Raw genomic sequence first — 24,417 nt, 5'->3', positions numbered from 1 at the left:
TTGCATCTGTAGGCAGTGATAGAAACCCTCTCTTTCACTGACTGCAGTATCCGAATCTGGATACATGCCAATGAGGTTGCTTTGATATTTACCCTCATATCAAAGTCATGAACTTGATTGGATACCTCTTCTACACGTCGTACAGGATTGTACTCTTAGGAGTCAAACTCTTGTCTTTGCCGGCCAGTTTGGCCGGCTTTTTTTTCTAATTTATTTCAATAATGTCTAAGTTTTCAGCAAGCGTGTATTGTAACATTCCGCACATCTATTAAACTCAGAGCTAACCCGCCCATCAAAATAATAAAATCTGGCTAAAGCGTGAAAGACACACTCGATCCCAATTTATTGCATATGTTTAATCAGCTTCCTGGATGTTGGGGTTGTAAAGATAAAGATTCGGTTTTTGTTTATGCCAATGAGGAATATGGAAAAATCATTGGTGTCAACCATCACCTGGACTGTGTCGGTCGGACTGACTTTGACATGCCCAGTCCGACAATCGAATGCGCCGAAACATTCAGGGACCAAGACCATCAGGTTATTGTGAGTGAACAACGTATGCGCGTACTGGATATCCATCCCTATTCAGATGGAAACTGGCGTGCGCATATGTTCACGAAAATGCCGTGGCGAAATGAAGAAAACGAAGTGGTTGGCACTATTTTTTCCGGTATTGAACTGAAAGATACGGCCATTCTGGAAGTCGGGCATTGGATCTGCCGGGCCGCCGGACTGAACAACAATCAGCAAACCTCCTTCAACCTGGATCTTCATCGTCAAAAGGTGCAACTGAATACACGCGAATCTGAAGTACTGTTCCTGTTGTTATATGGTAAAAAACCACAATACATCGCTAAAGTGCTCAACGTTTCAGTGAAAACAGTTGAAAACTATGTGATCAAACTTCGCGAAAAGTTTAATGCCAACTCTAAAAACGAATTGCTGGATGTAGCGCTCGATCTTGGATTTGGTTCACATATCCCCGAAAGCATGCTGACCAGTCAGCTCTCGATTATCCTGAAAGAGTAAAATAAAAGGCCACCGCTCAGGTGGCCTTTTTGATGTTCAGGGTGCCAGGCGGTCAATGTGCCACGCTTCACCTTCTCTTTCATACAGAAAGCGGTCATGTAAGCGATGTTCACCGCCTTGCCAGAATTCCATTGATTTAACTTTCACCCGGTACCCACCCCAGAACGTCGGAAACGGAACTTCACCTGCGGAAAATTTCTTTTTCAGTTCCATGAACTTCCCTTCCAGAGCCTGACGAGCCGTCAGTCTGGCACTTTGTTTACTGGCCCAGGCTGCAATCTGGCTTTCTTTCGGACGGGAAGCAAAATATCTCATCACTTCCATCGTTGACAGCTTTTCCGCTTCACCTGTGATATGTACCTGACGTTCAATCGGGTGCCATGGAAAATGCAGACTGATTTTACTGTTATCCGCAAGTTGAGCGGCTTTGCGGCTGCCCAGATTGGTGTAGAACACAAAGCCCTGCGAATCAAAATGCTTCAGCAAGACAATCCGCTGATATGGCTGACCTGTGGCATCAACAGTTGCGACAGTCATAGCAGTCGGATCCGTCAATCCGGCATCAATCGCCTGCTGCAACCAGTGCTTAAACAAATCCAGCGGCTGCTCAGGTAAATCTCGGCGGCGCAAACCACCTTTGGTGTACTCGCGACGAATATCAGACAGCTCCATTGTATTCTCCGTTTTCTTTCTGCCGGGTGCTGAAATGCGCCACTGAGCAGGGATAAGTCTTGCCCTGAATTGTCCAATGTCGCCTCTTGAAAAACAAGCATCTCCTGCAAAGTCGCTGCCTTTTCCTGCCATAAACTGCACAGACAAAGATCGGGATCAATCTGAAGGACACAAGCTTTAGAGGCATCTGAAAAAAAGTGATAATTTGTCCTCTTCACTATGCACTGAGACAGGTCTGCCGCTTTGCCAAAAAAAACAACACTCGTACTGCTGACCGGACTGGGAATAATCCTGTCCATCATGATTGGCCTGATCACGCAGCAGCACTTTATTGATGAAAAATCCAGGCAGATCAAATATGACATCTCCTCTCTGGGGGAAAAGCTCGATCAACGTCTGAAACGTTACCAGCAGCTGCCACAACTGCTCGCCCATGATCCAAGGCTCCTGGACTCTTTGATGGCCGAGGCAGCCCCGAAGACAGAGCGTCAGGCGAAATTGTTGCAGACCAACCTGCTGCTAGCCTACTGGAGCAAGACCCTGCTTGCCGACACGATTTACCTGTTGAATGCAACCGGAGATACACTGGCTGCAAGTAACTGGCAGGCCGGCGACAGTTTTGTCGGCTCCAACTATGCCTATCGCCCTTATTTCAAAGACGCCATGAAAGGCCACCCAGGGCAGTTCTTTGCTTTAGGTATCAGTTCCGGGAAACGCGGCTACTTCTTTTCCGCTCCGGTTTACGGTCACGACCAGCATGTTCAAGGCGTGATCGTGATAAAAATCGATTTGGATCTGGTTGATGAAATCTGGCAGTACCAGGAGCTGGAGTATGTGATCAGCGATCCCTTCGGTGTGGTGTTTTACAGCTCCATCGACAGCTGGATTTATCACAGCCTGGTTCCCTTGACTGATGCCCAGCAGCAAAGTGTGCTGGAGAGCCGTCAATATGGCGATCCGCCGCTGACTGCTCTGACGGCAATCACAAGCCTGAACGAGCTCAACGCCAGTCGTCAAGCCATGATTCTGTTACCACAACAGAAAAAACGTCAGTCGTTTCTGTACGCCCATCATGAGATGAATACAGCTGGATGGGTCATCTACGGCTTCATGCCAACCTATCAGATCCTCAGTGAGGTGTTTGAAAGTGTTTTGCTCTTTGTCGCTTTTTATATCCTGCTGGTTCTGGTACTGATCTACTGGTGGCAGACGTTCAGTGCCAAAGAAGCACTGGCTAAATTAAATGACACCCTTGAAAAGCAGGTTGCTGACCGAACGGAACACCTGCATCAGGCGAACAGACAACTCTGGCATGCCATTGAGCAATATGAACTGACCCAGGCTGAATTAAAAGAAACCCGGACAGAGCTGATCCAGACCGCGAAACTGGCTATGCTGGGCGAACTGTCTGCCAGTATTAATCACGAAATCAATCAGCCTTTGGCTGCGATGCGCGCCTATTGCGAAAACAGCCTCAAGCTGCTGCACAAAGAACGCTATGAAGCCGTCGCCAGTAACCTGGAACAACTAAATGATCTGAATCAGCGAATCGCAGATATCATTGCCCGATTCAAAGTTTTTGCCCGCAAAGGGACACCGCAGGAAAGCTTTGTGGATGTCACAGGTTCAATCCGAAATGCCATTCAGCTGATGCAAGCTTCCCTGACCAAACATCAGGTCAAACTGATGCTCAGTCTTCACGAAGAGGTTCGGGTAAAGATTGATGCGGTCCAGTTTGAACAGATCATCATTAACCTGATCCAGAATGCCATTCAGGCGCAAGATGCCGCCCATGACAAGATAATTGGTATCAGTGTTCAGGCCGGTCGTCAGCGTGTGATCATTTCAATCTGGGATAATGGCCCCGGATTAGATAACACCCAAAAGCAAAGAATTTTTACCCCGTTTTTCAGCACCAAGCAGGACGGTCTGGGACTTGGCCTGACCATCTGCCGGCGTATTCTTGATTTATTTTCAGGGAGCCTGACGGTGCATGATCATGAAGGCGGGGGCGCTGAATTCCGAATCAGTCTGCCATTGGGCAAAGAGGAACAAGAATGAAACCACCAGTCATCTTCATTGATGATGAAAAGTCAGTCCGTGATTCACTGGGACAAACCCTGGAACTTGAAGATTATCAGGTTCAGTTGTTTGCCAGTGCCCGACAAGCGCTCAGCGCCTTTGACAACCAGTTCCCGGGCGTCATCATCTCCGATATCAATATGCCGGGTATGGATGGCATGACTTTTCTCAAACAGGCACTCAGTATTGATGACGAGCTTCCCGTAATTATGCTGACCGGCCATGGTGATATCTCTACGGCTGTGGATGCCATGAGAATAGGCGCGTACGATTTTCTGGAAAAACCCTTTTCCACCGAGCATCTGCTTGATGTCGTGAAACGTGCATGCGACAAGCGGGAACTGATCCTTGAGAACAGGGAATTGAAGCGGGAGCTGGAATCTCAAAGCAGTCCGGGCCCTCGTATCTTGGGCAACAACCTCGCGATGAAGCAACTCAGACGACGGTTATACCAGCTGAAAGATCACACTCAAAGTGTATTACTGCTGGGAGAATCCGGGACAGGAAAACGGATGATGGCTCAGTTTCTGCACGATCACAGCCCGCGTCAGCATCGGCCTATGATCACCTTGCAATGTCAGGATCTCACAGCGCAACAATTTGAAGATGAACTCACTTGTCAGGGCGGGAAATGGCAATCCGCTTCAGGCAGTAGTTTGTATCTGGAAAACATTGACCAGCTGCCGCTCCCGGCACAACAACTGTTGGTCACGGCTCTGCAGACACAATCGATACAAACCGAACCAGCTCACCGGATCAGACTGATTGCCAGCAGTGAGTCAGACCTGAAGCAACTGACCGGGCAAAACCAATTTACCGAAGAACTGTATCAAATCATTCGGGACTGCATTCTTGTTTTGCCGCCCCTTCGGGCACGTCAAGAAGATATCGAATTGCTCTTTCAAAACTTTATTCGCACGGTTGCTTCACGCTACAACATTGAAGCCCCGGTTCTGAGTACAGCACAAAAGGAAAAGCTACTCGCTCATCACTGGCCCGGCAACGTCCGTGAGTTAAGAAATCTGGCCGAACGTTTAGTGCTGCTAGGGGATCAATTTAATCAACAACAGCCTCTGAATATGGACAGTCCTCAGCCCACTCTGGCTGAGAAAGTACATCAGTTTGAATTCACATTATTGAGTGATGCGCTTCGCCGCCATCACGGCCGCTTGAAGGATGTGCAGGCCGAGTTGGGATTAGCAAGAAAAACGCTGTATGACAAAATGAAAAAGCACGGATTAGATAAGGAAGATTTTAAAGACTCTCTCTGAGAGCAATCCTCTGACAAAATTTACAGTGTAAATACTTCAGCCCCCATTGACGGTCACTAGATTTACACTGTAAATAATCCCCCAGAAACCAACTCAGTGAGACTTCAGTGGCTGACAAACAATCATCTGATCTTTCCAACAGATGAAACAAGCCGTCATGTCTTCTTCGACAATGAATTCTTTCTCTTCGATTCGAACATGGACGCCGGCATGAATCATATGACTCACTTCAACTCTCGCAGACGCCAGCTGAAGGTCATACTGTTCGCGAAGCTGCTGGTGGCGGGTTTTCATGTCAGCAAGACTAGACATAAAATGTGCTTTCCCAGTATTCACTTTCTCAACCAGTTCAGGCGAACGTTTGTCTCTGGGTTGTTTTGAAAGTTTTATCTGAAGCACCACCAACTGGTGTATCCGCTCCTCCGCTTCTTTCATTTCCGATTTCAGGGAGTCCATTTCAGCTTTCAGCTCCCGGAACTGTCCCATCAACTGAATTTGAGTCTCGACACCCGCCTCAGCGCCCAGTACCCGGGCATAAACACCGCCATCAGCAATGGTCACACCACCAGTCACGCTGCCATGACGCTGCGCTGCATCCGAGACCCGGACAGCTCCCTTCGCATGAACCAGGCTGTGCGCCAGATGAAGGTATAATTCTGTATCAGCCCCGGATTCAATCTGAGCATACTGCGCAAATTTGGCCGCCACTTTTCCCTGCGATTTCAAACCGCAGTAAACCAGCTTGCCTTCGTGCATTCTTCCGATTACCCCCCCTGCGACAATAATATCGCCACCGGCTTCCAGCTCAGCCAGTTCCACAACACCTGTGACGGTAATATTACCCGCAGCCTTAATTTTCATACCAGAACTGACATCGCCGTAAACCAGCACAGCCCCGTTGAAATCAACATGTCCGGTTGTCACATCAACTTTATCGACGGTGAGAATGTCATCAACGGCCATCCCGGTCTTCCCGTGACGTGGCATACCGTCTTTATCGGCTACAAGCACGTTGCTGTCATCATCGGAAAGACGGGTACCAACGCCAATCTGGAAAGGTATCTCTTTTCCTGGCGTCGGATGAACGACCCGGCCATGCACATCATATCCGGATTCACCATTCGTAGGCTGCAAGCGGCGCATCAGCGCCTGACCAGCCTGGACCGTGATCAGTTGCCCCAGGTCACGCATATCCACTTTCCCGTGATCACTGTCCTGAGGTGCGAGAATGCGTTCAGACGCATCAGGAACCAAGGCTTCGAACTGCGTATCCTGACCCTGTACGGCAGGGCGTCCAGCAGCAACCTTCAAAGAGAAAGTTTCACCAGGCGCTAATTCCCAGCTTTTTTGCAACAAATACTGAAGCCGCTTTTTACTCACGCCACGGACAATGGCCTGAGCTTTCAATGCCTCGATCAGAATCTGAGCCGTTAATTTTTCGCCGCCAAATGCACCTGTCAGAGCGACAAAGGCACACATGTGATCGTCAGAAAGAGATATATCAATCTGAACATCCTTGCGCTCTGCCACAACAAAGACAGATTCGCCGAAGGTGACCTTGCTATTCCAGTATTGAATGGCATCTTGAATTGCTGAATCCAGACGCAAATAATCATGAAATGGTGACGCAGCCAAAAATGCATCGATCGCATCGACATCAATTTCCTGCGAATCACCGTCTTCTGGTTTGCTCATGATTAAGCTCAGATGGACGCCTTGCGGTTCTAACGTAAGCAGTGTTTCCAGCATGGCGGTCTCCTCTTCCCTCATCGATTCCTCCTGTACCCTTCCCAATTGAGATATAAGATCGGGTGATAGGCTCTCCATGAGTTTCAAAGAAAACAAACCTGTGCTTAATCTCAATACGCTTTAAAATCTTACAGAAGTTTCAACAGAGTAGACATAGAAGACAGTCACACTTCGTGGAGCAGGTTCAAAAGAATAACAAAGAAGCGAGCAGGAAAAACCATGCTCGCTCGCCTGTTTGTGTCTCAGTGAGTCAATTAGTCGGCAATCAGCCAGTTCAAATCATCATCCGTCAGCCATTCATCCGGATGGAACTGGTAAATGCAAGGCAAATGAACGTCATTATCCCCAGAGGATTCTGCAGTCAGGTACCCTTCCAAGAGTCTCAGTCCCTGAACCTGAAGCTGGTAAGAGGCCGATAAATCCAGTGGCACCATCGCGATAAAATAGATGCAATTCTTGCTTAATTTGTTCAGCCGGACTTTCAATCCCAAATTATTACATTCATTTGAAGACAATGAGCCCACACTGCTGTTAGCTTTCTTCAGTAAGCGCGCGGCAAAGCCGCCGGACACAAGGCTGAACGTCATATTGGGTTTAATTGAACGCACTCCCGGCTCAATCAAGGTTCGCATTGCCTTGCTCTCTACCTTTACAAAACTCATATCCCACCCCTTAACGCTTCCTGATTATTATTTTGTGCTTCCAGACGTTTTGCCTGTTCCGCTCAGTTTCAGTACAAATCTTACGATCAGGTAAAATAACTCTAGTCTAGTTTTGCTGTTCTTGTGGTAGTACCTTGTACTTTTTTTAGCATGACCACTGACTTGGGTAAGTATTCGCTTACCTTGCAGCATCTGAAAAGAAAGGGAACGAATCGTCCAATCTCAACGCGTTGAATGAAGGTAAGAATCAAATATGAAAATTTACACTGTAAATCTGACCGATGAGCAATTTACAGTGTAAATAACACTTAAGCGGCGGGTAATGTGAGGGTCTTGGCGACAAAATCACGCAGAAACAGCTCAGCCTGTTTACGACCACTGAGGCTAAATTGTTGCTGAACCGATGACCAGGATTGACGCTGAATGATTTTCGCCACCATCACTTCGAGGCCGTGCTTATTCTCCGACCGACCCGATTTCATCTGATGTTGCAGCCATAGAGACAGTTGGCCAATGATCAAATCGTAACCGAGCCCACCCTGAGAAAAATTTCGTAACTGCTGCTCTGTTGTTTCAAGGAGTTCAGGGATTGATGACAATCGTAATGCATGGAGATACAAGGGGATGAACACGTCACTTTCAAGCGACTGAAACTGTTCACAAGCCTGCGCCATAAAATTCAGGGAAAACGAAACTTGTGCCGTTTCAAACCAATGTGTCGTTTGCACAGAAAGCGGGCGAACACTCAATAACGAATGACAGCCGCTCGCTGCATCTTTCGCAACGCCCAAACGAACAGGCAGATAACCGGCTTTTTGCCAAAATGGCAACAGCTCTCCACTGGCCGCAAAACTGGTCCCTAAATAGTCCAGCTTTTGTTGCCGCGCCCAATCGTAAATACATGCCAGTAAAGCCGAACCGACACCAAGTTGACGGGCATCGTCATGAACCGCAATTCTTAAGACTCGCCCGCAATGCTGACTGGCAGCCTCGGCCAGCCCAAGATGGGCCGCAACTGACTGAGCGAGTAAATGTCCTTTGGGACGCCGCTTTCCCTGACAAACGGCTTCAGCCAGCTCCGCTGAAAAACCGCCTTCCCGGGAAACCAGGGCACAACCACAAATCGTGTCCTGCTGTAAGGCCACAAAAACAGACACCGTTTCATCATCTAACAGTTGTCTGAGATCCGCCGGAGACGTCTGATAATGCGCGTGAATCAACAGCCCGAATAAACTGGATAACCTGTCCGGCCGTGCCAGTAACCACTGCGGTGAGACCTGACGATATTCAAGTGTCTCGCTTTGCAAAGGCAGAGCAACGGCGGATGGTTCGGCATCCAGCAACAGGGTCTGAAAAAGCCATTGTTCTAAGGGATCATTCTCAGCCCAGCGAATGGGATGATTCATTGACACCGCACGCCAGTTCGGCGTCATCACATCCAAAGCGGCTTTGAACTTAATGGCGAAACCACGTCCGGTGCCTTCATAACCATGGACGGTGGAGGCAAACACCACTCGGGAGTAAGACGCCAACATCTTCTGAAGCAAAGGCGCCGGTATTGCTGCCGCTTCATCAACAATCAGCAAATCCGTCTCAGGCAGTGCTTCCAGTAAACGATCTGGCGCCCAGAAACTGAGTGTGCTGTGTTCGCTGGCCAGCTGATAGCCGGGAAAACCGGAAGCTCCTAAAACTCGTGCGGCATGATGAAACAAGGTCTGGCAATGTCGCTGACGCGGCGCGGTCACCACAATCTGCCTTGCTTTCTCCTGCATCAGTGTGGCAGCGGCTATACCAAGGGCAGAAGATTTTCCCCGTCCCCGGTCTGCTGTGATCACCAAAGGGCGGCGGCGATGACCGGTCACCACTCGACGCACAGCCTCAACAGCCGTAACCTGCTCCTCACTGAGACATCCGTAAGGACGCACAGGTTGCGTCACCGGGACAATCGCATCATTTGGCAATGCAGGAATCATGATTTGTCCATCACTTTGCCGGGTCAGGAACAACACCTCAGGGGCTTGTAACCGGGTCAGGAAGCGCTGCATAAAAGGCGTTTGCCAGATCTCAGCGCGTACTCGCGGCAACAGCAGAATCATCAGACCGCCTCCGCGAATGGTTCCCGCAAGCGCCGCGAGGGCTTCAACATCGAATCCGCAATGCAAATCGACGACCAGGCAGTCACAATCCTGACCCAGCCAGGATTTTGCCTGACCGGGCAAAAGTGCATGGACGCCATCGGGCGCATGTTCGCCGAGCCATAAGCAAGAGGAATACAGAGGCAATGCCGATTGAGCGGCCTCAATTCCCCATGATTGATCACTCTCAATACATACGAAATCTCGGTGCCGGCTCGCTTGCGCACGATGGGCAAGCGCAGAAAAAAAATGGGACAGTTCAGACATACAGGCCTCTGAAGTCACAGAAAACAGATGGGGAAACAGGCCTGTATACTATCAAGAGGAATAAAAAAAGCCACGTCGTCTGACGTGGCTGAGATGATTCACCTGAAATGTTATTTCAGATAATCGGCCAGATAGGCAAGAATCTCATCTGCCTGCTGGTCGGAAAGCTGACTCAATTTCAGCTGAAGTTTGTCGCCATCACGGACATAAGTCGCCAGGCCCCGAACCAGCTCAACTGTCTGTGGCTTACTGTCGACCGGCGCTTTCGGACGTACCTGCTCACTCAACTGCTCGATATGGCTGGTCACTTCGCGAGTGATCCGGGTAATTCCCTGGGCATCGACGCTTTGCCATACCGGCTGCTCCTGCTGAGACAATGCGGCAACAAAGGATTTCTGCTGTTCATCATCCATCGAGGAATAGAGCTTGTGCAGCTTGACAATCGTCGGGCGGCCAAGCTCCCCGACACTAGGATAAGCCATCAAGAGTTCCATCGGCAGACTGGCTGCTTTCAGCGCACCACTCACCAGCGCTTCACTGCACTGACAGTACCGGGCCAAGGCTTTCTGATCAGCCACTTTACCGCCAGCCAGCAGCGCCTGCATTTCTTTTCCCCGCTCATACAGAGACAAAGGCTTGTGCGCGTTTGCAACATCAGACAGGAATTTCGCGTGGTGGCTATTGATTCCCTTGGCAACGTAAATCAGAAAATCCTGTTTCGCCAGCAAACACGCCATGCGGCGACGGCTGCCATCCAGAACTTCGATCCGGCCGTCATCCATCCAGCGTCCGACCGCCGGATACTGCTGGCCACGATCTTTCAGGGTCGTCAGAATATCGGCCAACGCATGTTCATTGAGAAATGCCTGCTCACGGGCATTCTGAGCAAATACCTGAGTTTTTGTGCCAATTTCATCCGCAATGACTTTGACCAGCTCAAAAGCAACCGTCGTTTCACCCGCAACGGCAAGCTCAATCACAGCCGCTTTATCTTTGACCGCACTTTGTACTTCGGCAACAGTCGTCGCGCGCCGTTTATCGGCTTTACCGAACAGACGGGCATTCAGATCATTCGTTTTTATTGCCACCTGTTATTTCTCCTGGTTCAAATTCGCCCAGTGACTGTGCATGACACGTTCCAGCTCAAGGCCAACCCGCTGAACCGCGTCCTGGGCAGTTGATAAGGTTTTCTTACCCCCTTCAAAATCTGACGTTGTCAGATCGAAGACGGTACTGTAAGTATCCGCGCAAGTCTCAAAAGCACGGCTGCGAGGCACAGTGGCCATCATCACCTGCTCCTGAAGCAGATAGTTCATTTCAGTCAGAACAGAAACCTGTTTTTTATTGTCATCTTCAAACATGGTCGGGACCAGGCGAATAAACTCCAGTCCGTGCCAGTCTTCCGGGAACATTTCGTACACCGTAGGCAGATGCTGGAAGAAATTCACCGTAGATGCCCAGTCCAGACGCTTCGCCGCACAAGGGATCAGCAAAGCATTGGATGCATACATCGCGTTCCAGACCAAAGGATCGATGTGCGGGCCGGTATCAATCATAATGATGTCGAATTCATCCTCGATCTGATCAATCACACGCTCTTTCAGCAGGCGGACAATATCCAGATTCTGATTTACCGCCAGATCCTGCCACGCATCAGCATTGAACATCGCATCTTCAGGAAAAGCGGCAATCGTTTTCAGATTCGGATACTGAGTCGGCATCACCACGTTATTCATCAGAAAGGTTTTATCTGTTGCCAGCTCTTCCGGAATATTCCCCAGCATCACATCCACTGCCGAGTAAATATTTTCCTGATCACCGATGCTGATTTGCGGGTTCAGAAATAAACGGAGAGAGCCTTGGGGATCCAGGTCAATCAGGCAGATACGGTAACGCTTTTCCAGATCTAGCGCCAAACAGGCCGCCAGGTGAACTGCGGTCATCGATTTACCGGTTCCGCCTTTCTGGTTTTGCACGTTCACAACCCAGGGCTTACGTTTGCCATTCTGCCGTTCATGGAAAGCCGGACGCTCAGCGGCATCCATCAGCATGTGCGCTTCACTCAGGGTGATCGAGTAATGATTGGCATTATTTTTCGTGAACTGATGACCGGCTTCTTCCATCCGGGCAATCGCTTCATCCAGTTTACGACGGGTCAGACCGGAACGGGTTTCCATCAAAGCTTTCGACATGGATGGGAAATGATCATCCCTGCGTTCTTCCAACACAATCTCAATTCGGTCCGCCTGGACCTGTTTGGTCTGCTCTGCAATATTGAGCAAGTTTTCAATTGTTTCTAACCGATTCATGTTGTTCTTTCACCCTACAGTGTGTTTGGCAAAATTGTACAACATAAATATACAAAAACAACAAAAAGCTGAACGTATAACTGTGACAAACACCTCAAGTCAAATTTATGTCAAACTTGATAAAAGGCGTATTTTTCGACAAAAACGATACAAAATAAGCCTAAACTTTATGTGAAGCAGGTGACTCAACAGCCTGAAATTTAAAATGTCACAGTGTCACAAATTTACAATGTAAAGCAATTTTAGCCTGATTCTCTGGAAGCCTGATCAATCACGGCTAAAGTACGAGCATTGTCGTTTCAACTAAAATCGCTTACCGATTTCAGCATGAAAGGCAACAACAGCCGTACTGAAGGTGCCCTAGCAATCGTCTGCAGACCCCAATCCGGTCCCCTCCAACATCCATTCGCTATTTACCTTGATCATGCTTCGGAACAGATCGAGGGAAAACGAAACGATGATCAAGGGAATATTTGTGCAGGACTTCAGCGAAAAAACAGCTGAAATTACAAAGACAAGATCGGATCAATGATCAAGGTTTGATCCTGTCATTCGTCTGGTTTCGGATCCCACCGGAAGCATCCTTATCAGCCACTAAATTACGGTCAGTGCTTGATGTACTTGAATCCAGAGTAAAGAAAACAGACTGAAAGAGAAGAAATCCAGGCTCCTTGGCTCTATAGGTGGCAATTGAAATGACACGGTTCCTGTCTTGATCATCTTTCCTTTACCGGACACATATAAAACCTCGCTGCAATTACGGGCAGTGTCATTTTGAAAATGACGAAAAAAACATCAGCGGGAGCGGCGGATACAATGAAACGGTCGCCAGAGAGTCAAAATAGCACTCACTTGATCATCGTTCTGACTGTAAAAACACATCCATTTCCCCATCCTGATGCTTTTTCAGCCTGAACCGTACAGGGAAAATCAAAACGCCCTGAACAACCCTGTGGATAACCTGTAAAAATTCATTGATCATGTTTCTGTCACAATAATGATCATGCTTTCAAATCCTTGTTGATCATGAATCCAGAAACAGTATGATCATGCTTGCCGAACGATGTTGATCACCGATCCGAAACATCATTGATCATACTTCCAGTACGCTGATAAATTTAGCTTTTAATTATCATGGGCTTAGCTTAACTTTTTCGCCCGGATCATAAGATCAGTTCATCAGATAGATCATTCAAATCAAAAAGATCATGATTAAAAAGCCACTGTAAAAAAAGCTTTCATTCTTAGTATTTTTTTATTATTCTTTCCGGAAAGATGATCAATTTACGGCCTTTGACAGATGAAGTCCTCCGCGACACGTGATGAGAAATACGACGAAAAGATCCTGATCTCCGCACCTCGATCCCACAAGGACGGGCATTTATTTTCAATTCCTCAGGCGTTGATCGACTGGCTGCCTCAATATCAGCATTTTAAAGGTGTGACGAAAAGCATCATTGAATTGCTGAATCTGATTTCCCTGCGAGGCCTTTCAAGCCAGGACGGCATGGTGTCGACAACGGAACTGGTTGAAGCGACAGAAGGTCAGTTAACACGTGCCGCGATACAGCAACGTCTGCGGGCTGCCGTCAGTATTGGACTGTTTATTCAGCAGCCTGTGCGGTTTGAGGAAGGGCTGGCCGGAAAAACCATGCTGCACCACTTCATCAATCCGGCGTTGCTGATTTCTCAGCTGGGCACTGCCGGTTTACAGTCAGATCAGAGCAAGGAAAAAGAAAAGCAGAAGCGCTCAAAGGCCCTGGCACAGAATGTCGTGAATAAACGACTGCTCAATGAGCATGGACTGGGAACCCCACCCATGATGCCGGATGAAGCCGATCAAATTGTTGTATCTCCGACCAGCTGGGCCGGGATCATTGATCAGGCACTGGCGCCGCCGCGAACCAAGAAAAGCTATCAGAAATCGATGGTTGCGATTTCCGGCACCCGGGCGATTATTGAGACACGATCCTCGAAGGCGATCATGACGGTAGACGACATGATGACCCTGTTTGCCCTGTTCACTCTGACCGTGCAGTACCATGATCATCATTTGCCGGAATATGAGCTGCAATCGCGGCACATGAGCAATAAAACGCCCATCTATATCACCGATATTCTCGCGCTGCGCGGGAAGAAGGACAGCGGTCCGGCCCGGGATTCAATCCGTGAAAGTATCGACCGGATCGAGTTTACGGACTTTCAGCTGCATGAGCTGACAGGGCGCTGGCTGAGTGAAAATATGCCGGAAGGTTTCAAAAGTGATCGCTTCCGTTTTCTGGCCCGTACCATCACCGCGTCTGAAGAAGCACCGCAGGAAGGCGAAGACGGTGAAATCCGGATCAAGCCGAATCTGTATATTCTGGTGTGGGAACCCTCGTTTTTTGAAGAACTGCTGACACGCGATTATTTCTTCCTGTTCCCGCCGGAGATCCTCCGTCAGCATACGTTGATCTTCCAGCTGTATACCTTCTTCCGGAGCCGGATGACCCGGCGCGGGCACGACAGCATGCTGCTGAGTGAACTGAATCAGAAGCTGGCCCGTAACATCGAATGGCGTCGTTTTTCGACTGATTTGATCCGTGAACTGAAAAAGCTCGCGGAAGGGAAGGTGACTGAGTCGTTGTTTGCGGTGAACCTGTGGGGCTATCACCTGACCATCAGTCCGGCAGAAGGGAAAGCATCCCGTTATCAGGACTATCAGATTGAGATCAAGTGTGATGCCGAAGAGGTCATTCGTTTCTCTCGTGCGAAGATGCACAACGAAGGCAAACGCTCGCTGGCACCCACGATGCCCAACCCGCTGCGAAACGAAATCCTGCCGCGTCAGGAGCTCGAACAGCTGTCTTCTATCATTGACGGTGAGTTCGAGCCGATACAACGCAAGGAAGGGCGCCCGAAGGGCCGTTTGGGGCGTCGTGTGAAGCTCAGAAAGCATCTGGTTGAGATTAATGCCGATGAGCTGACCATTGTCCTGTCAAAATATACCTCTCAGGAGGCCCTGCAACGCAGTATCACGGCGCTTTCTGCCATGTCTGGACATGCGGCCAGCGTGATCACGGAAGAATGTCAGGGCTATCTGGATAAGCTGGACTGGTTGCGTGTGGGCAGCGAAGTCGTGGCTTATGAGACGCTGAGTAAAATGGTCGAGTTGTTTAACAATCAACATGATGAGCGACATCTGTCGATTGAACGACTGATTTCAGGGCTGGCTGTGCGGCGCAAAGTGTGCAAGTTGGTGCATGAGGGGCACATCAATGATCAGGTCCTGACGGCACTGGATGATATTGCGAACGGCAGATAGGAAGAAACATCAAAGATTTTCCGTCAAATCAAAGAGTTTTGACATTGCGATGACATTAGGAACAGAAAAAAAGCCAAAATAAACCTCGATATAACCTTTGTCCCTTTCGATGAGAAAGGTAACACCTGGCAAGGATGGCGGGTCAGTTATCTTGTGAGTCTCTCGAAAATGCAATATGTGAGTTTGTTGCGAGCCCGTCCCGGCTCGCTTTTTTTTTTGCCTGTTTTTTGCTGTGCCCTGAAGGCGTCATCCTGCGCTCTTTTGGATACTGCCAGTTCTTCGCCAGCCTGTATCAGCCATTCACTCTTTTTCCCCTTGATCATCTTTCCGTTGCTGTTCATTGAAGCCTGTTTCTGAAACACCGTTTTTCTTCGCTCTGTCGCCCGACGAATTCAAGATGCCGGTGCGGTTTACACTGTAAACTCGTCGGATTGGCGTTTTTCATTTTCTTGTCCATCGCACAGCCGTGGGCCGTTCTCAATTGACGTGACGTCAATAAATAGCGGCTGGCTATACTTACTGAGATTGGCGTAAGTTCCTATTTTCTTCACTTCTGGCTCGGTTTACAGGAGCACATGGATGAAAGTCACCCTGGCCGTTGGCATGCTTTTCTTGCTGGCGCTGGTGTTGGGGATCGGGTACACCGAATACCAACGCAATGCACTGACCCAGATCAGGTCGTCGCGGCCCGCGCCCAATGTCGTGGTAAAGCCGGTTGTACGACAAAATGTCGCCCGCCAGGTCGAAGCGCTGGGAACCGTGAAATCCCGGGAGTCTGTTCAAATCACAGCGAAAGTCACCGAAAAAGTTGAGCAGGTCCATTTTGAAGATGGTGAGCAGGTGAAAGCCGGGGCTCTGCTGGTGACGCTGACTTCCGGTGAGCAACAGGCCAAAGTCCGGGCTGCGCTGGCCAATCTGAATGAGCAGCAACGGGAGTATCACCGGATCGAGGGACTGGTAAGGCAAAATACCATGGCCCGCTCGGAGCTGGATAAGCTCAGAACCGGCATTGAGGTCGCAAGAGCCATTCTGGCACAGAATCAGGCCGAGCTGGATGCCCGCACGATTGTGGCGCCTTTTACCGGCGTATTGGGATTTCGTCAGATCAGCCAGGGAGCGCTGGTGACACCTGGTATGGTGGTGACGACGCTGGATGCCCTGGATACGGTCAAACTCGACTTTTCGGTCCCGGAACGTTTTTTGGGGCAAATCCGCCCCGGTGCACTGGTTAACGGTCAGGTTGCTGCGTTTCCTGATCAGCTCTTTTCCGGCAAGGTGACGGGGATTAACAGCCGGGTCGATCCGCAGACCCGCGCTGTTGAAATCCGGGCGAGAGTGGATAATCCGCAATTATTGCTCCGTCCCGGGATGCTGATGACGCTGGCACTGACCGTGGAAGCCCGTGACGGGCTGGTCGTCCCGGAAGAAGCGATTGTGCCGCGTCAGGCCGATCATTTCCTGATGGTTGTGAACGGCGAAAACGTGGTGGAGCAGCGGCTGGTTCAATTGGGTATCCGCAGCCGCGGTGCGGTGGAGATCCTCAGTGGAGTCTCTGAAGGTGAACGGGTGATTACCCGGGGGATGGAGAAAGTGCGCCCGGGACAGAAGGTGACCCCCCAGTCTGAGGAGCATTTTACTTACCGGGGAGCGGGCTGATGTTCCTGACTGATCTGGCTGTCCGGCGTCCTGTTTTTGGTTCGGTGATCAGTTTACTGCTGATCACCTTTGGTCTGGTCGCGTACGACCGGTTGCCGCTGCGTGAATATCCGGATATTGATCCACCGATAGTGACGATCTCGACCAATTACCGGGGCGCTTCGGCAGCGATTGTCGAAAGCCGGATCACCCGGATTGTGGAAGATCGGGTTTCCGGCATTGAAGGGATCCGCAACATCAGTTCCACCAGCAGTGACGGCCGTTCTGATGTCACGCTGGAATTCAGTATTGGCCGGGACATTGATGCTGCGGCCAATGATGTCCGCGACCGGATTTCCGGGATTCTGAATAATCTGCCTGATGAGGCCGACCCGCCGGAAGTCCAGAAAGCGGAAGGCAATTCGGAAGTGATCATGTGGCTCAATCTGGTTTCCGACCGGATGGATACACTTGAGCTGACCGATTACGCAAACCGGTATCTGGTCGATCGCTTTTCGGTGCTTGATGGCGTGGCGGCTGTCCGGATCGGAGGCGGGAAAGAGTATGCCATGCGGATCTGGATCGACCGGCAGAAACTGGCATCACGTCAGCTCACCGTGACGGATGTTGAGAATGCACTCCGAGCCGATAACGTTGAGCTCCCGGCCGGTTCGATTGAATCGGCGCAGCGACAGTTTTCGATTCGGACACAGCGCAGTTTTCTGGCGCCGGACGATTTTTCCCGGCTGGTCATTGGCGTCGGGGATGACGGCTATCTGATCCGGCTGGGGGATGTTGCCCGGGTTGAACTGGCTGCAGAGGAAGAGAAAATCATGTTCCGCGGTAACACGCAGGACATGATCGGACTGGGGATTAACCGGCAGTCGACGGCCAATACCCTGGCTGTGGCGCGATCGGTGAATGCGCTGGTGGCTCAGCTGAACCCGACTTTGCCGGAAGGAATGGAAATTAAGGAGTCTTATGATTCCTCGGTGTTTATCCAGGCCTCAATTGATGAAGTCTACAAAACCCTTTTTATTGCGCTGCTGCTGGTGATCATCACGATTTATCTGTTTCTGGGCAGCATCCGGGCGATGCTGATTCCGGCGCTGACCGTGCCGGTGTCGCTGATCGGGACCTTTATTATCCTCTATGCGCTGGGCTACACCATCAACCTGCTGACGCTGCTGGCACTGATTCTGGCAATCGGGATTGTGGTCGATGATGCCATCGTCATGCTGGAGAACATTCACCGCCGGATCGAGCTGGGAGAATCACCGCTGAAGGCCGCCTTTCTCGGGGCCCGGCAGGTCGGGTTTGCTATCGTTGCGACGACGGTTGTACTGATTTCCGTCTTTCTGCCGATCGGTTTTCTCGAAGGCGATCTGGGCAAATTGTTCCGGGAGTTCTCAGTAGCCATGAGTACCGCGGTTTTGCTGTCTTCGCTGGTTGCACTGACCCTGACGCCCATGATGGGGTCGAAAATCATGCAGCCGGTTGACCGGGAACCCTGGCTGGTCCGAAAGGTCAGTGCCGTGCTGGCGGCCGTGACCGTATTTTACCGCACCACCCTGATTCATGGCCTGAAACGACCTGCGCTGACTCTCATCATGCTGGGACTGATGCTGGCCGGCAGCGTGTGGCTGGCAACCCGGATTCCGAGTGAATTTGCGCCGCGAGAGGATCGGGGAGCAATGTTTATTCTGATCAACGGACCGCAGGGTGCCAGCTATGAATACATGCAGCCCTACATGAATGAAATTGAGCACCGGCTGATGCCTCTGGTGGACAGCGGTGAAATTATGCGGCTGCTGGTCAGGGCCCCCCGGGGCTGGGGACTTCTGGAAGATTTTTCCAACGGATTCGCGATTGTGGTGCTGGAAGACTGGGCGGAACGTCGCAATGCATTTGTAATTATTCGGGATATTCAGCAGCGGCTTCATGATCTGGCTGGCGTTTCTGCTTTTGCGGTGATGCGACAGCCGTTCGGCCGCGGGGTCAATAAGCCGGTCCAATTTGTGATTGGCGGCGGTACGTATGCGCAGCTGGCCGAATGGCGGGACATCATCATGGAAAAAGCGGCGCAGAATCCGGGCCTGGAAGGACTGGATCATGATTACAAGGAAACCAAGCCGTTGCTGGGAGTAAACATCAATATCGAGCGGGCCGGGGATCTGGGGGTTTCAGTGACAGAAATCGGCCAGACGCTGGAATCTATGCTCGGCTCCCGTGTGGTGACTCGGTACGAATGGCGGGGTGAGGAATATGATGTCCTGATTGAAGGTCAGCCTGAGCGGCAGAATACGCCACAGGATCTGAGCAACCTTTATGTACGCTCCCGTCACCATGGCGAATTGATCCCGCTGTCCAATCTGGTCACGGTGACTGAATATGCCGATGCCCCGACCCTGAACCGGTTTAACCGGATCAGGGCGGTCACGATTGAGGCGAATCTTGCCGACAATTACACACTGGGCGAAGCGTTGACCTATCTGAACGGGCTGGTGAAACAGTATCTGCCCGTGGATGCCGTTGTGAACTACAAAGGTCCGTCGCAGGATTTTCAGACTGCCAGCCATTCGATTCTATTTGTGTTTGCGCTGGCGCTGGCTGTGGTCTTTCTGGTGCTGGCCGCGCAGTTTGAAAGTTATATCCATCCCTTCGTGATTATGCTGACGGTGCCTCTGGCGACTTTTGGGGCCTTGCTGGGGCTGTATTTTACCGGGCAGACCCTCAATATTTACTCCGAAATCGGCATCATCATGCTGGTCGGGCTGGCGGCAAAAAACGGGATTTTGATTGTGGAATTTGCCAATCAGCTGCGCGATCAGGGCATCGCTTATGAAGCGGCTGTGATAGACGCCGCCTGTATCCGTTTTCGCCCGATTCTGATGACGGCGATCACGACAGCGGCCGGTTCGGTGCCGCTGATTCTCGCAACTGGTGCTGGTGCAGAAACCCGGCTGGTGATCGGGATTGTGGTCTTGTGCGGGATTCTGGTGGCCACCTGTTTTACCCTGCTGGTCATCCCTGTGGTGTACCACCTGTTGGCGCGTCACACCAATAGTCCGGAATTTGTGACCCGCCAGCTGGAGAAAGAACTGGCCGAGGACAATACGGTACTGCTCAGGAAAAAGCGACGGGGGTGAGTGGTGTGAACCTGCAACAGTAGGAACTGTTGCAGGTTGACGTCTTCTTATTGAGCCGGCTGGGAACCTGATTCGTTGCCATCCTGCCCGGTCCAGGACCACCCCGGATAAAGGATGCCATTCACGGTGGCATTGTTGCCTGAAATAATTGAGTGAGGTTGATTCACTGCTTTCCAGTTCTCTGCCGTGGCGTGTTCTAATTCAAATACCACATTCCCCCAGAGATCATAAGGGCCTGTGATTGAGGAATTTTTGAATGCTGCAAAATACGTCTGTCCCCCCATCATTAAATGTCCGACTGAACTTTGTTGATTGATATCCACGGCTGCCTTACTCCAGATCATCAGGGTTTGGATGCGTGTGCCCTGATCCGCCAGAAAATAGCCGTTGCCCGAGACTTGTACCGCTGTAAATTGGTTTGGCGTGCTGGACTGGGCGGAAGAAGTGTCCGTCACATTCAAAGTTAAATCCTGATTCTCTTGCTGAAAATCAGCAAATGAATTTTTCGACACCCGGATATGACTGCCTGACATTCTGGTCAGATAGAGAGTGCTGTTTTCACTGACGGTAAACTGCTCCAAAGGTGTGTCTGTCGAGCTGATGGCATTGGTGGTGATCTGATCCAAAGCGACATTACTATTGGCTTTTACCAGTAAGGCCGGGACGTCAATCGGGACGTTGATATGGACATTTCGTAGTGTGACAACAGCCGACTGAATCACGATGGCACTGGTGTCTTGCGGCTGATCCACCACAATCGACGCTCCGTGAACGGCATCGCCGGAGATGCTGAGATGAGTTTGAGCAATCTTCAATGGCCCACGACATTGGCCGGAGATGGTGAGATTGAGCTGATCGATCGGCCAGAATTTGTTTTCGATGATGTGTTTCAAGGCTTCGGGCCTTTTGGAGCAATCAAGGGTCAGTTTCTTGGCTTTTTTTTCCTTCAGGGCTTTTCCGGTTTGGGTCAGGTTCTGTTCAGAGCTGAAGACGGTATCCTCAAAAACAGGGTTCGCCTGAGCAGTTGATATCAGAATGATGAAGGCGGTACTCACGATTGAGCGGAGAATACGCGGATGCTTCGGTTGGTTAAAATGAGTCATCGGGATTCCTTTCAAAGATGTGGGTGGCTCGTATTCAAAAACAGAAGTATGGATCTGTATTCATATGCTTTGTCAGCATGATTGGGAATGCTTTTTTGCTTCATTCAACAGAGCTTCTGATTATTCCGAGATAAATTTGTCGAATGAATGCTTCTGAGGACGGGCGAGATGTAATGTCGGACACATTTATTCCGCAGGCAGTGATGCATGGTTGCGGGGATATGAATCAGATTTAATCTTTTCGCATGAAAGCCGCCATGCCATTGGGTAATAGAGCGCATGTCAGTTTTACTGTGTCTGGGAGAGTATGTGTGAAAATCAATCAAAATTTGTTGGTCTTGATTGGGAGTCTTTGCGTCTTATATGGGATAGATAGCCTTTTGGGGGACAAGCTGGAATTATCTCGTTTTATGATGAATCAATCGCCCTTGATCAGCGCAACGCCACTTGATCAGAATGATTTTCAGATTGTGCACCAACCGGAAAGTGATGCAGAGTATTCTGCCCGGTTGGAAAAAATCGATCGTGTATTCAAAAACTATGATTTGATTCGTGAGCGCCCCTATTTGTATATTGGGGAAGAGAAATCAGTGAAGCAAAGTTCAAAACAGGTAGGCAATCATGTGATGACGGTATCCTGGCCAACCACCCCTTCTTTTTATTCGGCAGTTTATCTGGCCGGAGAAGACAGCGCGTTTGCCGGAGACTACATCTATGTGGATAAAAGTACTGGCCACAGCAAGGTGTATACGCTCCCCGCATCTGATGTGAAGCTTGTCTCTGACTTCCCGGATATGAAAGCAAGAATCAGGTATCAGAATATCAGGGCCATGGATGATGCTGAACAGCAACTGATTGAGACATTCGCAGAGCGTCTGGTCGCCCGAAAAATATGTCCGAGTGTCCGCTCTGCGGCCAGATATGAAGGGTGGAACATTACGGCATTTTGTGGTGATGGCATGGAATACAAAATGAGCTTACAAGACATTCAGGCGGATGCACCGATCCAAACTCGAATCGTACGGGAATATGCGCAGTTCAAGCGCCCTTCAGGGGGATCTGTCCAATAAAACGAATCTGGTATCTTTCGGTAAAAGGGGCTGCTTTTACACTGTAAATCCGTTTGCCGCCGTCCACAGATGAACCTCATACTGTTTGCAGAGCGCTTCAATGGCCGCATCGGGCTGATCAATGAACATGGCGTCCATTTCATGAAGTTGGCCGCTGATCACTGGCGCATAGCGACCCAGTTTGCTGGTATCGGCAACCAGCCAGCATTGTTCGCTCTGGCTGATGATGGCGCGGGAGAGGGCGGCTTCTTCCGGGCTGAAGTCCAGCAGTTCCCCCTGTTGTCCTAGCCCGCCAACGCCAAAGATTCCGTACTGAATCTGGAAGCTGCGGTAAAAGTCAGTGGTCACTTCCCCGACCGTATCTTTGTCTTTCGCTCTGAGCATGCCTCCGGCCAGGTGAATGGTGGCGTTAGGGTTGAGGCTGAGTGTCAGGGCCGCCTGAATATTGTTGGTGACCAGCGTGAGGCCCGGATGGTCGAGCAGGGCCTGCGCGACATATTTGGGGGTGGTACCAATGCCGAGAAACAGGCTGCATCCTTCGGGTAAGCAGCTGGCCACCAGCCGTGCAATGGCTTGTTTGGCACCGGAATGCAAGGTGTCACGATTGGCAAATGACAGATTATCCTGGCTGCCGGGCAGCAGAATGCCACCGTGGACCCGACGAACCAGCCCTAACGCATCAAGTTCATTGAAATCTTTACGCAGGGTCTGAACTGAGACCTGAAATTGATCCACCAGGGTGTTGCTGGAAAGCACCCCCGGATGCTGTTGCAGATGGTCGAGAATTGCCTGCTGGCGGGAAGATAGTTTCACTTGAACTCCAGGGCCAGCCTGATGGCTGGCCAACACGCTGACTTAACTGGCGATTGCTTGTGGTGTTGCAGGTAACAGGCGTTGCCCCTGACTGTCGAACAGATGCAGTTTGTCCGGATCGACATAAATTGCCAGCGACTGATGTAAGGCCAGCGGCTGTTCCGGTGTCACTGCCGTGAACATCTGGCCAAGTAACTGACCGTGGACCAGCTGATTCGGACCCAGCGGTTCGACAACCTGAACGTCCAGCTCTAACCGAAGCGGGTGTGTATCGGTTGCCAGACTGAGCTGCTCCGGACGGATCCCGACTTTGATGCTTTGGTCCGGCAGGTGGGCATACGCCGGCAGGCTGTAAATCTGACCGTTGGTCAGAACCAGCTGACCGCCTGAAAGGGTTGCCGGTAACAGGTTGATGGCCGGGCTGCCGATAAAACCGGCGACAAATTCGCTTTGTGGCTGGTGGTAGATTTCGGAAGGGGTACCCACCTGTTCGATGTTGCCCTGATTTAAGACCACAATGCGATCCGCCAGGGTCATGGCTTCGACCTGATCATGGGTGACATATACACTGGTGACCCCGAGTTCGCGCTGCAGTTTCTTGATTTCCAGCCGCATATGGGCGCGCAGGGCGGCATCCAGATTCGACAACGGTTCGTCGAACAGAAACAGCTTGGGGTCACGAACTATCGCACGTCCCATCGCCACCCGCTGGCGCTGGCCGCCGGACAGTTTGGCGGGTTTCCGGTCGAGGTAATCTTCAATTTTCAGCGTGTTTGCCACGCGGCGGATTTTGCTGTCAATCAGGCTTTTCTCGACACCCCGGTTTTTCAGGCCGTAGGCCAGATTGTCGTAAACCGTCATGTGCGGATAGAGCGCATAGTTCTGGAATACCATCGCGATATCCCGTGCGGCCGGTTTGATCGGATCGACCCGGCGACCGTCGAGTTCAATACTGCCGCTGGTGATGGCTTCCAGCCCGGCAATGGAACGCAGAATGGAGGATTTTCCGCAGCCGGACGGCCCGACCAGCACGATAAACTCACCGGCCTTCACATCCAGGTTGATCCCTTTGACTGCCTGATGGCCATTCTCGTAAGTTTTGATTAATTGATTCAGTTTCAGCATGCTTTTCTCGTGCTCATATCTTGTGAACATGTCTTGTGATCA

Annotated in this window: 16 protein-coding genes; 7 read left to right on the top strand and 9 right to left on the bottom strand. The window is 50.5% G+C overall.

The window, feature by feature from the left end:
* Nucleotides 1-351: 351 nt before the first annotated feature.
* Entirely contained in the window at nt 352-1,029 is a 678-nt protein-coding gene (locus ACYP03_RS06200) for a helix-turn-helix transcriptional regulator (RefSeq protein WP_248143362.1), read from the top strand.
* Nucleotides 1,030-1,065: 36 nt separating this feature from the next.
* On the opposite strand, the gene pdxH is transcribed toward ACYP03_RS06200, so the two are convergent.
* Nucleotides 1,066-1,701 (bottom strand): pyridoxamine 5'-phosphate oxidase, encoded by a 636-nt coding sequence (pdxH, locus tag ACYP03_RS06195; protein WP_248143042.1) that lies wholly within the window; start codon nt 1,699-1,701, stop codon nt 1,066-1,068.
* A gap of 243 nt (nt 1,702-1,944) precedes the next feature.
* Between pdxH and ACYP03_RS06190 the strand changes: the two genes are divergently transcribed.
* Both ACYP03_RS06190 and ACYP03_RS06185 read left to right on the top strand, forming a co-directional pair.
* On the top strand, nt 1,945-3,762 hold the full coding sequence (locus ACYP03_RS06190) for a sensor histidine kinase (protein ID WP_459778887.1): 1,818 nt from the start codon (nt 1,945-1,947) through the stop codon (nt 3,760-3,762).
* Nucleotides 3,759-5,054, top strand: a complete 1,296-nt coding sequence (locus ACYP03_RS06185) for a sigma-54-dependent transcriptional regulator (protein WP_459778886.1) — start codon at nt 3,759-3,761, stop codon at nt 5,052-5,054. Before ACYP03_RS06190 ends, ACYP03_RS06185 begins: the two co-directional genes overlap by 4 nt.
* A gap of 93 nt (nt 5,055-5,147) precedes the next feature.
* Here ACYP03_RS06185 and ACYP03_RS06180 read toward each other — a convergent pair whose 3' ends face one another.
* The 5 genes from ACYP03_RS06180 to ACYP03_RS06160 all read right to left on the bottom strand — a co-directional run bounded on the left by ACYP03_RS06180 (nt 5,148) and on the right by ACYP03_RS06160 (nt 12,176).
* Nucleotides 5,148-6,824: a DUF342 domain-containing protein gene (locus ACYP03_RS06180; RefSeq protein ID WP_459778885.1), complete on the bottom strand. Its 1,677-nt coding sequence runs from the start codon at nt 6,822-6,824 to the stop codon at nt 5,148-5,150.
* Between the two features lie 233 nt (nt 6,825-7,057).
* Nucleotides 7,058-7,465 (bottom strand): hypothetical protein, encoded by a 408-nt coding sequence (locus tag ACYP03_RS06175; protein ID WP_248143038.1) that lies wholly within the window; start codon nt 7,463-7,465, stop codon nt 7,058-7,060.
* Nucleotides 7,466-7,773: 308 nt separating this feature from the next.
* Nucleotides 7,774-9,867, bottom strand: a complete 2,094-nt coding sequence (locus ACYP03_RS06170) for a tRNA(Met) cytidine acetyltransferase TmcA (RefSeq protein ID WP_459778884.1) — start codon at nt 9,865-9,867, stop codon at nt 7,774-7,776.
* A 110-nt stretch (nt 9,868-9,977) separates the two neighbouring features.
* Nucleotides 9,978-10,955, bottom strand: a complete 978-nt coding sequence (locus ACYP03_RS06165) for a ParB/RepB/Spo0J family partition protein (protein WP_459778883.1) — start codon at nt 10,953-10,955, stop codon at nt 9,978-9,980.
* Nucleotides 10,956-10,958: 3 nt separating this feature from the next.
* Nucleotides 10,959-12,176 carry an AAA family ATPase gene (locus ACYP03_RS06160; protein ID WP_248143034.1) on the bottom strand — a complete coding sequence of 406 codons (1,218 nt, stop codon included), beginning with the start codon at nt 12,174-12,176 and terminating at the stop codon, nt 10,959-10,961.
* 1,300 nt (nt 12,177-13,476) lie between these two features.
* Between ACYP03_RS06160 and ACYP03_RS06155 the strand changes: the two genes are divergently transcribed.
* The 3 genes from ACYP03_RS06155 to ACYP03_RS06145 all read left to right on the top strand — a co-directional run bounded on the left by ACYP03_RS06155 (nt 13,477) and on the right by ACYP03_RS06145 (nt 20,264).
* Nucleotides 13,477-15,480: a replication initiator protein RctB domain-containing protein gene (locus ACYP03_RS06155; protein WP_248143032.1), complete on the top strand. Its 2,004-nt coding sequence runs from the start codon at nt 13,477-13,479 to the stop codon at nt 15,478-15,480.
* A gap of 579 nt (nt 15,481-16,059) precedes the next feature.
* Nucleotides 16,060-17,136 carry an efflux RND transporter periplasmic adaptor subunit gene (locus ACYP03_RS06150; protein ID WP_459778881.1) on the top strand — a complete coding sequence of 359 codons (1,077 nt, stop codon included), beginning with the start codon at nt 16,060-16,062 and terminating at the stop codon, nt 17,134-17,136.
* Nucleotides 17,136-20,264: an efflux RND transporter permease subunit gene (locus tag ACYP03_RS06145; RefSeq protein WP_459778879.1), complete on the top strand. Its 3,129-nt coding sequence runs from the start codon at nt 17,136-17,138 to the stop codon at nt 20,262-20,264. The genes ACYP03_RS06150 and ACYP03_RS06145 overlap by 1 nt, the downstream gene beginning before the upstream one ends.
* Before the next feature lie 47 nt (nt 20,265-20,311).
* On the opposite strand, the gene ACYP03_RS06140 is transcribed toward ACYP03_RS06145, so the two are convergent.
* The gene (locus tag ACYP03_RS06140) at nt 20,312-21,367 is read right to left on the bottom strand and encodes a hypothetical protein (protein ID WP_459778878.1); all 1,056 of its coding nucleotides are present in this window, start codon (nt 21,365-21,367) and stop codon (nt 20,312-20,314) included.
* A gap of 311 nt (nt 21,368-21,678) precedes the next feature.
* On the opposite strand from ACYP03_RS06140, the gene ACYP03_RS06135 reads away from it, so the two are divergent.
* On the top strand, nt 21,679-22,437 hold the full coding sequence (locus ACYP03_RS06135; RefSeq protein WP_330960866.1) for a hypothetical protein: 759 nt from the start codon (nt 21,679-21,681) through the stop codon (nt 22,435-22,437).
* Nucleotides 22,438-22,473: 36 nt separating this feature from the next.
* Here the strand turns inward: ACYP03_RS06135 and ACYP03_RS06130 are convergent, their stop codons facing one another.
* On the bottom strand, nt 22,474-23,250 hold the full coding sequence (locus tag ACYP03_RS06130) for a DeoR/GlpR family DNA-binding transcription regulator (RefSeq protein WP_248143021.1): 777 nt from the start codon (nt 23,248-23,250) through the stop codon (nt 22,474-22,476).
* 42 nt (nt 23,251-23,292) lie between these two features.
* Complete coding sequence (gene ugpC, locus ACYP03_RS06125; protein ID WP_330960867.1) at nt 23,293-24,375, bottom strand: sn-glycerol-3-phosphate ABC transporter ATP-binding protein UgpC; 1,083 nt, start codon at nt 24,373-24,375, stop codon at nt 23,293-23,295.
* Nucleotides 24,376-24,417: the final 42 nt, after the last annotated feature.

The organism is Photobacterium sp. R1 (genome assembly GCF_054600795.1).
This window is presented reverse-complemented; position numbering and strand designations above follow the sequence as displayed.